Consider the following 15,239-nt stretch of genomic DNA (forward strand, 5'->3'; position numbering starts at 1 on the left):
ATCCCCTCCGCACGTAGTATCCTCAAGTGAGGTCCGAGCTAGACCGGAAAAGGGTGTATGTGATGGCAAAATAGGCGAATAGCACTTTCATCTGACGTGCGACTTTGATACAATGAACATCACACCATTTGCCGTTTAGGCTTCCATGACAACCTACAGTGACCGTCAAGGCGTATGATACAAGAACTTACTCCAATTTTTCTCAAGAAGTGTTTAGGGAGTGATTTCGATGATGACAAAGGAAGAAATTCTTGTACTAAAAACCAAACTACTCCCCAGCGGCGCGGACGCCGTCATCGACTTTCTTGCCGCTCGTCATGCGCAACTCGAGGCGACCAATATTGTTTTAGAAAACGTGCCCCAACTGATTATCGGCCGACATGGAATGATTGCGCGCATTCCCATCAATGGACGCATTAAAAAAGTGAGTCAACCAGAAGAAGTGTTGCAGTGTCTGCAGACGTTCTTCATGCAACAGTCGATGAACAGCGATAAACTTTACGTATTTGTGAATCTACCAGATATTCCAATTCCGCCAGAGGTACAGGAAGTTTTGTCGGAAGTTGAGGCAAAAGCATTGCGCAGAGAGATGGTCAAGAAACGAATCGACGAGGCACTGGACGCCCGTGACAAACTGGCATTTGATATCGCAGTCAAGGAACTCACCGAACTACAAAACGAACAAGGCGACCCGTCTGGATGGCAAACCAGACGATACATCTAAAAGAAGCAAAAGAAGCATGTGAAAAAATCCTCGCCTTTTTAAGTTTGATGGATTTTCACATGTCTCTAGTCACCGATGAAGCGAATATGCGATAATGAAGGCGTGCCTTGATGCACGCCTTTTTTATTTCAGTTGAACTGGATCTTTACCGCAATCCATTTTTGGTTATGCTAAAAGCAAAATGATGATTGTTTGGGAAAGGGCGGATACGCATGCAAAGGACGAGAAGGTTGCTGTACCTCCTCTTTGGCTTGATGTTCGCATTTGTCCTAATTGGTATCATCGTACACGCTTTTGTGCTCCTTGCCATTTTCATGATCTGTGGCATCATCCTTGGCGTCATCGGCGATGCCATTGAAAATAAGCCCACAAAACCTTATGAAGCATACAATCATCTGCACGACCGCCATCATGCCGGCCATGATGTGTAAAACCATTCACATTGGAGCGTGTGAACTGTGGATCGAAATGACTTACTTGCCGAAGCGGATGATCTCGCCGAGCTCATTTTGCACACGCCGGAGCTTGCTGCATACCGAGATGCGCAAGCAGCCATGGAGCGCAATCGCGAAGCTGCTCATCTGTTGCGGAAGTTTCACGAACTCCGAGAACAAGTCGCCGAATTCCAAGCCCGTCGGGTCCCTCCCATGCACTACAGCTATTTACTAAAGGAAACAGACGAAGTATTGCAGAAAATGGAGGAGATACCAGAAATCAAGGCTTATGAACAAGCGCAAAAGGAACTGGAAGAGCTGCTGACAGCCGTCACGGATCGACTTTCTTCAGCGGTACAAGTGCGTGACGCGGACGGACTCGCCCATTCCAGTCACGTTGACACTTAAATCAAACGATGATATGCTGACGCAGAAAATGGCGAACAGCCAAATTTTGATAACGGATAGGGATGAAATCATGGCGGACGAGCATCAACATACACATGACCACGAACACGACGAAGACGAAGTGATTGTGCTTGAAGATGAAAACGGTCAGGAACATCAGTTTGTGCTTGGCGAGGTTCTCACCGTCGATGAAAAAGATTACGCTGTTTTGTTGCCTATCGACGAAGAAATGGAAGAAGGCGTCATCTTCCGTATCGACGGTGAAGAAGGCGACCAAATGGTGCTCGCCGAGATCGAAGACGATGAAGAATGGCAAAAGGTTGTCGACGCATACAACGATGACCTTTTTGAAGATGAAGAGGACGACGAAGCGTAAACACCGCCATCACCCATTTGTGCATACGAGCCTTGCTCCGCACACTGCGAGCAGGGCTCGTTTCATGCCGGTATCCCTTGTTTGCCTCGCTCTCCTTTCTTTCGAGGTTGTCATTTTAAATAGTTCCAATATAATGTGAACGAGACCATTAATTTTTTGAGAGGGGATCTACACATGACAGTAGAAACCGAAAAGCTTTCAACACTACTCCATGAGAATCGGACCTTCCCCCCTTCCGAATCGTTTCGTGCACAGGCAAATTTCCAAGACGAGAACATCTATCAGCGTGCGCTTGACGACCCCGAGACATATTGGGCAGAACAAGCAGGCGAGTTAAGTTGGTTTAAGCCATTTGAAATCGTTTGCAGTTGGCAGCCCCCACATGCAAAATGGTTCATTGAGGGTAAATTGAACGCCGCTTACAATTGTGTAGATCGCCATACGGAAACTTGGCGCAAAAACAAAGCGGCCATCATCTGGGAAGGTGAACCTGGAGATCAACGCGTCATCACATACGACATGTTGCGCCGCGAAGTGGATAAGGCTGCGCATATGTTGAAATCATTGGGTGTCAAAAAAGGGGACCGCGTCACCATTTATTTGCCGATGATTCCCGAACTCCCCGTCGCCATGCTCGCTTGCGCGAAAATCGGCGCTGTACACTCCATTGTCTTTGGTGGTTTTTCAGCGAAATCCCTGCGTGAGCGCATCATTGACGCGGATTCCAAAATCCTGATCACAGCTGATGCCGGCTGGCGACGCGGCAAACAAATTCCGCTCAAAGCCAATGCGGACATCGCTGTGGAAGAGACCCCCATTGAACAAGTGGTGGTCGTATCACGGGTCGGTGCGGAATCGAATATCACGATGAAAGATGGACGAGATGCCTATTGGCATGAACTCATCAAACAATCTCCCACCACGCCGTTTGAGCCTGAACAGATGGATTCAGAGGACATTTTGTTCCTGCTCTACACTTCCGGGACGACTGGGAAACCGAAAGGCATCGTCCACACCACTGCAGGTTACCTGACAGGCGCCAATACATCGATGCGAACCGTGTTTGACCTCAAAGATAGCGACATCTTCTTCTGCACAGCAGATATCGGCTGGATCACAGGCCATACGTACATTGTATACGGCCCCCTCAGCGCAGGCGCGACTGTGGTCATGTACGAAGGTTCACCGGATTATCCCGGAAGGGATAGGTTCTGGGAAATGGTCGATCACTATGGGGTCACGATTCTCTATACCGCGCCCACGTCCATTCGCACATTTATGAAATGGGGCCCGCAATACCTGGAACAACACGATTTGAGCAGCCTGCGTTTATTGGGCACGGTCGGCGAACCCATCAACCCTGAGGCTTGGATGTGGTATCACGAGCACATCGGTAAAAAGCGGTGCCCGATTGTCGATACCTGGTGGCAAACCGAAACTGGCTGCGCCATGATTGCCCCACTGCCAGGCATTGTCGAGACAAAACCAGGTTCGGCGACCCGCGCTGTGCCTGGCATTGAGATCGACATTGTCGATGAACAAGGCAATTCGGTCGACGCCAAAGATGGCGGTTATTTGGTGATTAAAAAACCGTGGCCATCCATGCTGCGCACCGTCTGGGGAGATGACGAACGCTTCCAAAAAACGTACTTTGGCCAATTCAAAGACACTTATCTGCCAGGTGATGGCGCACACCGCGATGAACAGGGATATATCTGGATTCTCGGCCGCATCGATGATGTCATCAACGTATCTGGCCACCGCATCGGCACAGCTGAAGTGGAAAGCGCTTTGGTCGCCCATCCGGCGGTGGCAGAAGCAGCGGTGATTGGTCGTTCAGACGCCATCAAAGGGCAAGCCATTACGGCGTTTGTCAGTGTCAGAGAAGGTGCTCGTACAGACGACGCGCTTATCGCAGAACTCAAACAGTCTGTGGTCGAGAAAATCGGCGCGATGGCGCGTCCAGAAGAAATCATCTTCAGCGCAGAATTGCCAAAGACCCGCAGCGCAAAAATTATGCGGCGGCTCCTCAGAGATATTGCCGAAGGTCGTGTCCTCGGAGATACAACCACGCTCGCGGATCCGACAGTGGTTGAAGAATTGAAGGCACAGTATAAAGATACGGAATAACAAACGAGGCAGGTGAGGTAGCCGCTGATGTGGTGCACCTCACCTGTTTGTCTGTCGCCTGTCGCGCTCTCGGTCAAGCATTGCGTTTAACCGCCTGGCTGCTGACGGCGGTGCTTATTGCACAGTCCACGAACGACCACCGTCGATGGTTTTCAGCAATTTCGAATGCAAGAAATCGGTGGATTGAAGTAAAATCCAACCTGTGTGCGCGTTGATAAATGTGACATTGAAGATACTCAGTAACGCAAAAAAGAGGAGCTTGGCGGCTCCTCTGCATCCTGATCAGTATACCTCATGTTGACACCACTACATCTTGATGGCCCCGCTCGTGATCCCTCTTACGAAATAACGCATCAGGAAACTGAAAAGAATGGCCAGCGGGATCGCAGAGAGTGTGAACGCTGCCAACTGTATATTGAAGGCGTTCGCAGACGGCGCAAGCGCGGGCGCGTGGAAATTGACGATGGCAACCGCAAGTGTCTCAGCAGAGCCATTCAATACAAGCGACGGCAAGATGAAATCGCTCCAAATGTTGATGACATTCATCAAGGCGAGCGTCACCAAAATGGGAAACGACAAAGGAATGACGATGTTCCAGAAAATCCGGATATCCCCCGCCCCATCAATGCGGGCAGATTCAAACAAATCCTGTGGGAGACTTTGAAAAAACGAACGAAGCACGAGAATGGCAAATGCCTGGCCTCCCGCCACATATGGGAAAATCAATCCCCAATCGCTGTTGAGCAAATGCAGATTTTTGATCTCGATGAAAAGCGGGATCAAAGTCAGAAAACCTGGTACGAGCAACAGGGCAAAAATGACGATAAACAGCACTTCTTTTCCAATGAAATGCAACCTGGCGAACGCATACGCGCTTAGGGCAGCGAACGCCAGGGTCAATACGACACTGACCACTGTAATTATGATGGAAGTTGTATAGGAAGAAAGCGTCGCCTGCAACGCCAATTTATAATTTGCCCAATCCAGGTGCCAAGAAGTAAACCACCAGGGATTCTGCGCCGTTTGGACGCCAGTTTTCAATGAATTGACGAGCATGTAGAAGATGGGAAACAGCGTGCAGATTCCGAGCATCACAAGGATGATGTGCAGGGCTAATCCTCTGAGTCGCAAAGCCATATTCGTTTCACTCCGTTCGCAGAACTATCTCTTACAACAACCCAGGTGAAATCAATTTAATCGCTCGACTGAACATACTTCATGTTGACAACTGCCAATATGCCGACGAATAAGAAAATCAGGAAAGCGACCGACATGCCATACCCATACTGCCCATAATCAATCGACGTTTGATACATGTAAAACACCGGTGTCACCGTGGATGTGCCTGGTCCGCCGCCTGTGAGGAGCATTGGGGTCAATAGATTTTGGGAAACGCCGACAATGGCCAAGATCAGCAGCAATTTGAACTGGGAAGTCACCAAAGGAATATCAATTTTAAAAATTCGATTCCATAAACCGACGCCGTCCACGGACGCTGCATCCATCAATTCAACGGGAATCGATTGTAACCCAGCATACAGAATCAGCAAGTTGAATGGATTCACCCAAGGGAACCCTAATCCAATCAATGAACCCAACGCATAATGTGGATTCGCCAGCCATTCGCGCTTCCAGGAGGATAAACCCAAATCTTGAAACAGTTGATTCAAAATTCCCGACGGTTGATAAATGAACTCCCACAACAGGATCACAACCACACCCGGAATCACCATCGCCAGAATAAAAACTGTACGGTAAACGTATTGGGATCGCTGTCCACGAAGATGGAAAATCAACTCCGCTACCGCAAAAGACGGAAGAATGGATAATGGGATGCCGATTACAGTCCAAATTAAAATGTGCCACAAAGAGGCCAAAAAGACTGGATCGTGAAACAAGCGAGAAAAGTTCTGAAAACCGATGAATTGTGGCGAGTTAAAGCCATCCCAATCGGTAAATGCACCCATCAGCGCTCTGATCGCGGGATAATAACTAAATATGACGATGGATACAAACGTAGGAAGCAAAAACAAATAGGCAATCCAAGAGTGTTTCTTTGTTCGCGCCTTCCTTGTAACTGGAGATACATTGCTTTGCAGTTTGACCGTCTTACCAGCGAGCATGACCACAGCTCCTTTCAACCATCTTTTTCAACCGTATTGGAGTTGCAAATTGGGAATAAGCGAACAGGGTTCAAGCTGCGCCCATTCCCAATCATCAATTGAACTTAATACTTCGAAAAATCAATATGTTGTTGAGCTACGTATGCGTTAAAACCTTTCTCTACTGCCTGCTCATACTGCTGTGTCGCTTGGGCCAAACTCAGGTTGCCCGAGACATACTCCTGGAAGATGTTGCGAACGGTCGTATACTCAGCAGAAGTAAAGAATTGCCCACCATCCTCTTGATACCAGGGCTTATTGAGTAGTTGTTCAACAGACTGTAACGCAGGAACGGGTTTGGTGCCTTTCAAGGTAGGCACAAATTCTCCTAGCTCGTTGATGGTTGCTTGCGCATTTTGCGGTGTTGAGATAAATTGCAACCAGGCAAGACAAGCTTGGAATTTATCCGCAGTCATCGAAGAATCTGCTTTTTCCGTCGATATCGCGTACTGGAAAGCCGCCTGCGGGCCACCCGCATCCCCAGCACTGTTATAAGATGTCGCGTACTTGCTGGTACCTGCCAAAGACGGAAAAGCGAAAGATCCGACCTGGAATGGTGCCTTTCCATTGTTTGCAGTTTGCACCGTATTCGGGATGGCCGTTAAATTAAAGACCATGGCCACCTTGCCAGCATCGAAAAGCTTCGTTCCCGTCTGTGCACCCGTCGGCTCATTGTCCCATGGAATCACTGTGGTATCTTTGTTCCAGTATTGATACAATTGCGCCGCCAAAGGCCACCAGGCCATGATTTTCGGATTCGTAGTCGGATTCAAAATCCCTTTGTGGTAGGCAATCGCATTGTCTAGCGTTGAAATACCAGGTTGCTTGTCAAAGCCTGCGATTTTTTTCAACGTCGACAAACCTAGATAATTTCCTAGCGCCACTCGTACCCACCAGTCATATGTTGGCACATCCGCCCCCGGTTGAATGCCGTGCGCCTGAAGTTGTTTGCAATCTGCAATCAGTTCTGCCCAAGTCTTCGGCGGGCTTGAAATGCCTGCCTTATTAAACAATGTCTTATTGTAATAGAACTCAACGCCCACATAATCAGCGTCCAAATTATACTGTTGTCCACCCGGTGCCTCGGTCGCGCTTAATATATTTGGATTCATCACACTCTTCCACTTTTTATTGCCGGGAATGAACGGATTCGGCTGATTGAAATATGGATTCAAATCATACACAATCCCTTGCGGGAAAACCGAGTTGAAATTTTCATATTGGTTGAAGTAGATATCGTACATTTGCCCAGCAGCGGTTTTGGTTTGAACTTGCTGGTTGGTATCCTGGAAACTGGGATCCACAAACTGAATCTTGATGTTCGGATACATTTTCTCGAATTTTTTAGCAAGTGTCTCCAACTCGTGGAGTTTTGCCGAACCGGCAACCGACTTAATTCCTGGACCTACCGGCGTATAGGCTTGAGCAAAAAATGTGATGTCTCCTTTATAGTTCAGCTTCGGAATGCCCGACGCCGTCAAGGCCTGTTTAGCCACGCTCCCAGTCGAAGTGGACTGGCTTCCGCTGTTGCCACAACCTGTAGCAATCGTCATGACAGCAACTGTAAATAATCCAACACCTGCGTAAACCTTTCTCATTTTTTTACCCCCTGTCTTTATTTCCAAGACGCACAGCCGCGAAATGGCATGTGTACACCTTCGACATACTTTGGTTTAGGCAAGTAATCGTTGACACCTGGCACTGCCTCGCCTCGCAATAAAAAAGCGCTTGGCCATGGTTTGTCGGAAACGATACGCGTGCTTGTGGGAATGTAGCGAATGGTCAATCCACAGCGACGCAGCGCAGAATGATTGGCATTTGAACCGTGCACGATGTTGGGATGGTGAACCGAGACACCCCCTGCTTTGAGCACGAGATCAACCGCTGCATCTTCATCTACCAATTGAGGGTCTAGTTCCGAGCCGAGCACATTGGCGACATCTGTGCGCAGGCGCAACTGCTGCAAATCCATCTTGTGCGTTTTTGGAATCACGCGCATGCAACCGTTTTCCTCCAGGGAATCATCCACCGCCAGCCATAGGGTCACGACTTCCATGGGCTCCAAGGGCCAGTAGCTTCCATCTTGATGCCAAAAAACAGGTTGTCCATCATAAGGAGGTTTGCTGATATAATGAGAAGCAAACAAGGCGATGTTCTCACCGACAAATTGTTCCGCAATGTCAAGTAAGCGGCTGTCACTGACCAATCGAACCCAAAAGGGATCATCCGTCATCAGCTCAGTGTTCAATTGTTCAGGACGCAACCCTGGATTTTTCTCCAATAGCCACGCTAGATGCTCCCTTGCTTCTTGAATCAGTTCCTGATCTAACACTTCGGGGAACAATACGTAACCTTCTCTTTCATACTGCTCTCTAGCTGCGGTTTGCACTTTCGTCATCAACTCGTCCTCCCGATCCGCATTCTCATGTGACAAATTTTGCCCCGCATCGCACAATGGCTCACCCATCAGTTACAAACGAGATCGATACAAATGCGTCAAAGGTGTTGATACGAACATAAAGCCATCGATAATTCATACCGAACCGAATTTTCAGAGATTTTAACCTTGGGAATTTTGATATCCATGTGACATGCAGAATTGATGTCTTTTCCACTTAAATCGCTTACATTACGATGACACTACAATTGTGTTCATCGTCGTTTCTAGAGAATGCATCCAGCCGCTTGTTATCCAACCTATTTGAATCAAATTGTCTTTTATCTATATCTATTGTGATTTCTAGCAGCCCCCTTTCATTTAGCAAAGCAGACTATGTTACTTTAAGACAATTAAAGTTCATTTGTAACAAAGATTATACGCGCGCTGTTTCTCTTTGTCCACATTGAATTTTCTCATATAAAATCGAATAAACCATCAGAAATGCAGGGGAATTTACGAGAATATTGACAGATTGGCACTGGAGATTTGCGTGAAAATACACCAAACATGACTGTTTGGTGTGATCCTCTAACAATATTCGTTATGATTGAAACATTACACAGCTATAAAACGCGCTAACACATGACCACTTCAACACTCCATTTGCGACACGCCGCGAGCAAGCGTTCATCATGACATACGTCTGTAAATAATCGATGTACACGACGCAGTTCGGCAAATGAATAGAGTGACCGCACGCCAAATTTACTGTGATCCAGCACAATGTTCACTTCAGATGCCTGTTCAATGGCAACACGCTTCACTTCGGCTTCAAACACGTTTGAATTGTGGAACCCATGCTCCACAGTTACGCCAGACGCGCCCAAAAACACAGCGTCAAACGCCATTTTAGCGATTGCCTCCTCAGCGTCTGGGCCAACCAAAGATGAGGTTCCTTCGCGTAAAATCCCCCCAATGACAATGGTAGGGATATGTTTTTCCATGAGTTCAGCGGCGACATTGATGGCATTGGTCACAACGGTAATATCCATACCTGGCCGCAGATGACGCGCAACTTGTAAAGTCGTCGTTCCAGCATCAAGGAAAATGGCCTGGCCAGAGGACACTCGTTCTGATGCTTTACGCCCAATCCGCATCTTCTCGGCCGTCATCACCCCCTCACGTTCATGCAACGCGATATCGTTTCCAATCGCCGGGATCGCTCCACCAAAGATGCGATGCACTAAGCCGTACTGCTCCATCTTCTCGAGATCCCGGCGAATGGTCATTTCTGACACCGCAAAGATCTGGCTCAATTCATTGATTTTCATCTCCCCATCCGTACTCAGCATCTCCAAAATGCGAGACTGACGTTCGTTCAGATTGCGACTAGACATGTAGTGTCACAGCTCCATCCCCATCAACAAAATCGACTTATTCACAATATGAGTGATAAATTCCATCAAAACCACAACACCTCTCCGACCCTTCCCCATATCCACTCGTCGCACACTCATCATCCTTCAAAGCGCCGCGGGATGCGTTCAATTCGTGGATCCGTAAAAATATCGAACTCATCGCGACTGGTGCTGGAAAACTCCGAGACGACCGCCCCTGTATCCCCCGCCTGGAACCAATGCAGGGTATTGGGCGGGATGGTGTACTGTTCCCCTGGATGCAACTCAATTTCGTGGAATACGGTGTAATATGCCTCGCTGCCTGCCGGAATGCGCGCACCCAACTGCTTTTGGGCATCCCCTTCGACGTACAGCCAGACCTTGCCCCAACGGCAGCGGAAGGTTTCCATTTTACCAACATCCTCACCGACTGGTGGATGTTTGTGTTCCGGACAGGTCTGGTGTGGAAACAACACCAGTTCTTTGGCGCAATAGCGGTCCGTATTGATATACGTCACCAGTTCAAGCCCCGTAAGCTCCAATTCTCCTAGGCCAAAATCGGCGATCTCGATTTGCGCCTGCTCTTCCAACGACAGTACGATTTGCGCCTGCGCCAACATGTGCGCCGCCTGCCTTTGCGCGATTTGCAATTGCCCCTTTGTCAACATCCTCACCACTCCTGACTACTGTTGTGCGAAGCACCAGGACTCAACATTCCATATCATGGTTTGCTAGCGTGCGCGTCTGCCCCAAATCAGAATCATGCGGCCCACACCAGATAGACGACTCGGCAGCCCATATCCAGCCAGGCAAATCCAGCTCGACTGAACGGCGTTCCCAGCCAGATGCAATGCGTTGCTCCACTTTTCCCCAAGTCGGCACACCACTGGTGGCGTCCGCCGCTTCGACATTACAAGCGCCCACTGCCACGGCCCTTGTCAAAACCTCTTCTGGTGATAGATCATGCAACAATGCTGCCAGAAAACCTGCAATGGTGCAGTCGCCTGCTCCCGTGGTCCCAACCACATCGACCGCGAAGCATGGCGCCAACAGTTCTCTGTCCAGCCAGCGCTCATCCACGTTCGCCATCGCGCCCCCCATTGCAGATAATCTACTGGCCATCCCCGTCGTCCGGACGTACAATCCTTGATCCCCTAGTTTCAAACCGACAATCGCCGCCCCCAACTGAAGCAGTTGCTGAGTGATCTCATGGAGCACAGCCCCATTGAGTTTGGGCGCGATACCCGCTTCTGTTCGCTTCAAATACGCCAAGTATTCCTTGTCCAGCATGAACAATATTTCTTCCACACTCGGCAGAAACACATCGACATGCGGCAATACGCGGCGAAGAAACGTTTGCCAATCCACCATCCCCGCGGCAGAGACCGGGTCTGGACTCGCCATGTCCAGGGATGTCGTCGCGCCACATGCCTTGGCATGCTGCAGCAGTGTAGACAGTTCCACACCCCCATCTTCGTACATGCGGCGCATCAGTGGAGGATAGCCAAAATGAAATAGGCGCGATCCACTGATTTGTTTGAGCGGCACATCGTCCGCACAAAAGGTGTCATTCGCGCCTGGGCAGTGCAAAAAAATTCTATCTACACCTGGCGGATTGATCACGATGCTGTAAGAGGTCTGTTCACCATTGCGCACAATCATATTGTCTGCCAACATCGGCGCATAGTCATTAATGAGATCCAACACCGCCCGGCCAAACAAATCAGCGCCGACTTTGCCCAATAGCCGTGTCGGCACGCCGAGACGATGCAGGGCAAGCCCTGTATTGGACACCGCTCCGCCTGTCGCAAGCACAGCAGCGCCGACATCGACGAGCTTTCCTGGCGCAAACAAATCAGCCACATCAACACCATGGTTCTCCATATCAGGAATGACATCTAAACAGATATGGCCAGCTACAATCACATGAGCGCAGCTTTCTTGCACCACTGGATTCCCCCTGTTCCGCTACGCCATCGCCACCGTCGCAGCGCTTACACGCGACGCCAATGCTGCAGTGAACAGCCTGTGGCTTTCTGCCGCCTCTTGTGGCGTGGCACAGTAAAAAGGTTGCAACATCGCCTTTCCATTCACCAATTCATCACAAAAAGCCGCCCACATCTGCAAAATTGCATCGGAAAAACCGAATTCAAAAATTTCGCCTGTAATCGTTTGGTATGCAGATTGATATGGCACATCTTCGATTCTCCAGGCCTGCGCGCCACCTGGTGTATAAGGAAGACTCCTCACCTGCTTTGGATGTTTCGTGCTGAATTCAGCGGACAACTTTGTGCCATTGATCCGAATAAACCAAGTGTTGGCATTGCCTGGCGCAATCCGCTTCATCGAAAGCAACATCGGGAAAGCTTGATCCGGCGTCTGCACCTCACAACCGAGCACCGCGTTGTCCCAAGTTTCGCAAGGCACCATCTGTCCTTGTTTATCTGGCCGTTCCGGCACCACCTTGGCCAACAACGCCCGTACGTTCTTCGGTCGCCAGCCAAACCGCAGCGGCAGATGCACCACGTGAATGCCCAAATCCCCCATGCATCCATATTCGCCATTGGTCGCGACACGTCGCTTCCAATTGATCATTTTGCCTGGATCCAAATCGCTGCTGTGCCAAAACCCTGCTTCCACGTCGATGATTTGACCATATCGCCCCTCCCGAATCCATTGACCAATGCGATAAGCGCCAGGAAAAAACGGAAATTCAGAGGAACAGCGCACCAACACATTGGGGTTTTGTTCAATTGCGGCAAGGATGGCCTCATTCGCCTGCAAGTCAATGCCAAATGGCTTTTCTCCAAGCAGGTGTTTCCCCGCTCGAATGATGTCCACATAAATTTGGGCGTGCAAATGATGCGGCACCGCACAGTACACCGCGTCAATCTCCTTGTCCATCAGCAATTCTTGATAATCATTCGTCACCAACCGCACCGTGGGAACACGCTGTTTAAACCAGTTCGCCGCCGCCAAATTCGCATCGCATACAGCGACAATTTGCGGCGCAAAATCCAAATCGGACAAATGAAACCACCGAGCAGCCGCGCTGGCAAACTCCCTGCCCATCAAGCCGCAGCCAATGACGCCAAAGCGAATATGCTTCATCACCAATCCCTCCCATGTAAACAATGGTGCAGCGCCCAGAGTTACTGAGCATCCGTCAATATCGACAGCGCCGCTGATTCGGTGACGCTTTCGTGAACCACAGCCATCAATGCACGCGTCATTCGTTTGGGATGGGCATGTTGAACGACATTCCTGCCATACACAATGCCGCGAGCGCCTTGTTGCATCAGCGCGTGTGTCCGAGAAAGGATCTCCAGCTCCGCTGCTTTGCCTCCCCCGCGAGGCAGAACTGGTTTTCCAGATGCCGCTTCCACGACCAAATGATAATCTGCAACATCATCACAGGGGTCCGCTTTGATGATATCAGCGCCCAATTCGACCGCCTGGCGCACCAGCGGCACAATCTTGCGCAAATCGCCGTCGACCATGTAGCCCCCGGCCTGTTCATTCTCCTGCATGACCAACGGCTCGACCATCAACGGCATGCCATAGCGCTCACATTCAGGTTTCAGGCGACATACATTTTGTACACACTGATGGTAAAGTTCAGGACAATTGGGGAGCAAAAATAGATTCACAACCACACAGGCGGCATCAAGGAGCAAGGCCTGCTCCACAGGCGAGGCAATGAGTTGACTGAACAGATGACTTGGCAAACTGTTGCCATAGACATTGGCTACGTCTGTCCGCAGCACGAGCGCAGGCTTTTGCTTGCCAGGGATGTCTTGTAAAAGTTTCGCTTGACCAACACTCAATTGAATCGCATCAGGCGCCGCCTCGACAATGATTTCAATGGCTCGCTGCATATGCTCAATTCCAGTCAAAAACGCCCATTCATTAAAGAAACCGTGATCGACAGCCACATCAAAACATTTTCCATCTGCGGCAAACAGCCGATTCATCCTCGGTGCTACAGACACATCCCTAACCTCCAAACGTCCGTGTTCTAATTTAACATAATTATGTTCATTTAAAACAAAGTATATCTATTCTTTATATTTGTGTCCATGAAATAAACAGGAGGCCCTACCTGTCCTGGTAAAGCCTCCTCAGTGATGTATGGATATTCTATTCAAATTTCACCCGCGTTCGTCTTCGTGCAGAGTGCATTACATCCCTGTCTGCAACCAACGAATCTCCTCCGGTTCCAAACCCACCTGAATGGCCTTTACACTGGATTCCAATTCAGCGCGACTTCGCGGGCCAATGATGGCCGCTGTAGGAAAAGGTTGATGGAGCACGTACGCAAGCGCAATGGTGATGGCATCCGCCCCTTTTTGGATCGCCAATTGCTTTGCGCGGTCAAAACGTCGCCAATTCTCCGCATTGTAGTAGACACGAACCATTTCCGCATCGTCGGTTTTGTCCGGTGAAAAACGGCCAGTAAAAAAACCGCCTGCCTGCGAAGACCACGAGAGCAGCGGTATTCCAGAACGCGCGTGCCAAGCCAAAGTTTCCGCATCTGCCGTGATACATCCTGCCCACCTTGGTTCATTGGCAGTCGCCAAACTCAAATTGGGACTGTTGCAGGCAAAGCCCGTCAGCCCATGTGCGTAAGCGTATTCATTGGCTGCCTCAATACGCTGCCAAGTCCAGTTGGATGCGCCAAACACGTCAATTCTGCCTTTGCTCTTGTGCTCATTTAGAATTTCGACAATGTCGCCAACCGGCACGGAAGTATCGTCCCGATGCAGCAAATAGACATCGATCATTTCGACATGCAAGCGCTCCAAGCTATCTTGTAAATCTGCTGCGATGTCCTTGGCGTTCACCCGCGGCCCAGCGGCATTCGGGTGCGCGCCTTTGTCAATCAACAACAATTTTTCGCGATCCCGCTTTTGTAACCATTGCCCAACAGCAAGTTCGCTTTTCCCGCCGTTGTAAATGTGCGCGAGATCGATGGCATTGCCGCCATACTCGACAAATCTGTCTAAAATCCCTTCACACAAATCCATATCTTCCGGTGAAAAGACCATCGACCCCATGACGAGTTGAGAACAGCGCTTTTCAAGTCCTGGAATTTCAATCGTCCGCATATTTGTTTCTAACTCCTTCCACTAGAAGAGAGATTCGCCGTTTCATCCTGCACATCTTGATAGAAATGGCGTGATCGATACCCAACCATATGTTTGCAATATGCGAAATCATGCTTCAAA

15 protein-coding genes are annotated in these 15,239 nt (G+C 49.4%); 5 read left to right on the top strand and 10 right to left on the bottom strand.

Going from position 1 to position 15,239, the window contains the following annotated elements:
* The first annotated feature begins 229 nt into the window (after positions 1-229).
* The 5 genes from ACFSB2_RS21955 to acs all read left to right on the top strand — a co-directional run bounded on the left by ACFSB2_RS21955 (position 230) and on the right by acs (position 4,072).
* Positions 230-724, top strand: a complete 495-nt coding sequence (locus ACFSB2_RS21955) for an IDEAL domain-containing protein (RefSeq protein ID WP_377945242.1) — start codon at positions 230-232, stop codon at positions 722-724.
* A gap of 212 nt (positions 725-936) precedes the next feature.
* Entirely contained in the window at positions 937-1,155 is a 219-nt protein-coding gene (locus ACFSB2_RS21960) for a hypothetical protein (RefSeq protein WP_377945243.1), read from the top strand.
* A 27-nt stretch (positions 1,156-1,182) separates the two neighbouring features.
* On the top strand, positions 1,183-1,566 hold the full coding sequence (locus tag ACFSB2_RS21965; RefSeq protein WP_377945244.1) for a YlbF/YmcA family competence regulator: 384 nt from the start codon (positions 1,183-1,185) through the stop codon (positions 1,564-1,566).
* Positions 1,523-1,942 (top strand): DUF1292 domain-containing protein, encoded by a 420-nt coding sequence (locus ACFSB2_RS21970; RefSeq protein WP_377945245.1) that lies wholly within the window; start codon positions 1,523-1,525, stop codon positions 1,940-1,942. The genes ACFSB2_RS21965 and ACFSB2_RS21970 overlap by 44 nt, the downstream gene beginning before the upstream one ends.
* Positions 1,943-2,116: 174 nt before the next feature.
* Positions 2,117-4,072, top strand: coding sequence for an acetate--CoA ligase (gene acs / locus ACFSB2_RS21975; protein ID WP_377945246.1), 1,956 nt, complete (start codon positions 2,117-2,119; stop codon positions 4,070-4,072).
* Positions 4,073-4,378: 306 nt separating this feature from the next.
* On the opposite strand, the gene ACFSB2_RS21980 is transcribed toward acs, so the two are convergent.
* The 10 genes from ACFSB2_RS21980 to ACFSB2_RS22025 all read right to left on the bottom strand — a co-directional run bounded on the left by ACFSB2_RS21980 (position 4,379) and on the right by ACFSB2_RS22025 (position 15,119).
* Entirely contained in the window at positions 4,379-5,209 is an 831-nt protein-coding gene (locus ACFSB2_RS21980; protein ID WP_377945247.1) for a carbohydrate ABC transporter permease, read from the bottom strand.
* Between the two features lie 56 nt (positions 5,210-5,265).
* Positions 5,266-6,195, bottom strand: a complete 930-nt coding sequence (locus ACFSB2_RS21985) for a carbohydrate ABC transporter permease (RefSeq protein ID WP_377945248.1) — start codon at positions 6,193-6,195, stop codon at positions 5,266-5,268.
* 104 nt (positions 6,196-6,299) lie between these two features.
* Positions 6,300-7,832, bottom strand: coding sequence for an ABC transporter substrate-binding protein (locus tag ACFSB2_RS21990; RefSeq protein WP_377945249.1), 1,533 nt, complete (start codon positions 7,830-7,832; stop codon positions 6,300-6,302).
* 17 nt (positions 7,833-7,849) lie between these two features.
* Positions 7,850-8,632, bottom strand: a complete 783-nt coding sequence (locus tag ACFSB2_RS21995; protein ID WP_377945250.1) for a phytanoyl-CoA dioxygenase family protein — start codon at positions 8,630-8,632, stop codon at positions 7,850-7,852.
* 617 nt (positions 8,633-9,249) lie between these two features.
* Positions 9,250-10,011, bottom strand: coding sequence for a DeoR/GlpR family DNA-binding transcription regulator (locus ACFSB2_RS22000; protein ID WP_377945251.1), 762 nt, complete (start codon positions 10,009-10,011; stop codon positions 9,250-9,252).
* Positions 10,012-10,130: 119 nt separating this feature from the next.
* Complete coding sequence (locus ACFSB2_RS22005; RefSeq protein ID WP_377945252.1) at positions 10,131-10,679, bottom strand: D-lyxose/D-mannose family sugar isomerase; 549 nt, start codon at positions 10,677-10,679, stop codon at positions 10,131-10,133.
* A gap of 40 nt (positions 10,680-10,719) precedes the next feature.
* Positions 10,720-11,958 (bottom strand): carbohydrate kinase family protein, encoded by a 1,239-nt coding sequence (locus tag ACFSB2_RS22010; protein ID WP_377945253.1) that lies wholly within the window; start codon positions 11,956-11,958, stop codon positions 10,720-10,722.
* Positions 11,959-11,979: 21 nt separating this feature from the next.
* Positions 11,980-13,122 carry a Gfo/Idh/MocA family protein gene (locus ACFSB2_RS22015; protein WP_377945254.1) on the bottom strand — a complete coding sequence of 381 codons (1,143 nt, stop codon included), beginning with the start codon at positions 13,120-13,122 and terminating at the stop codon, positions 11,980-11,982.
* A gap of 41 nt (positions 13,123-13,163) precedes the next feature.
* Positions 13,164-14,003: a class I fructose-bisphosphate aldolase gene (locus ACFSB2_RS22020; protein WP_377945255.1), complete on the bottom strand. Its 840-nt coding sequence runs from the start codon at positions 14,001-14,003 to the stop codon at positions 13,164-13,166.
* 189 nt (positions 14,004-14,192) lie between these two features.
* The gene (locus tag ACFSB2_RS22025; RefSeq protein WP_377945256.1) at positions 14,193-15,119 is read right to left on the bottom strand and encodes an aldo/keto reductase; all 927 of its coding nucleotides are present in this window, start codon (positions 15,117-15,119) and stop codon (positions 14,193-14,195) included.
* Positions 15,120-15,239: the final 120 nt, after the last annotated feature.

This window comes from Alicyclobacillus fodiniaquatilis (assembly GCF_042678105.1).
Classification (GTDB): domain Bacteria; phylum Bacillota; class Bacilli; order Alicyclobacillales; family Alicyclobacillaceae; genus Alicyclobacillus; species Alicyclobacillus fodiniaquatilis.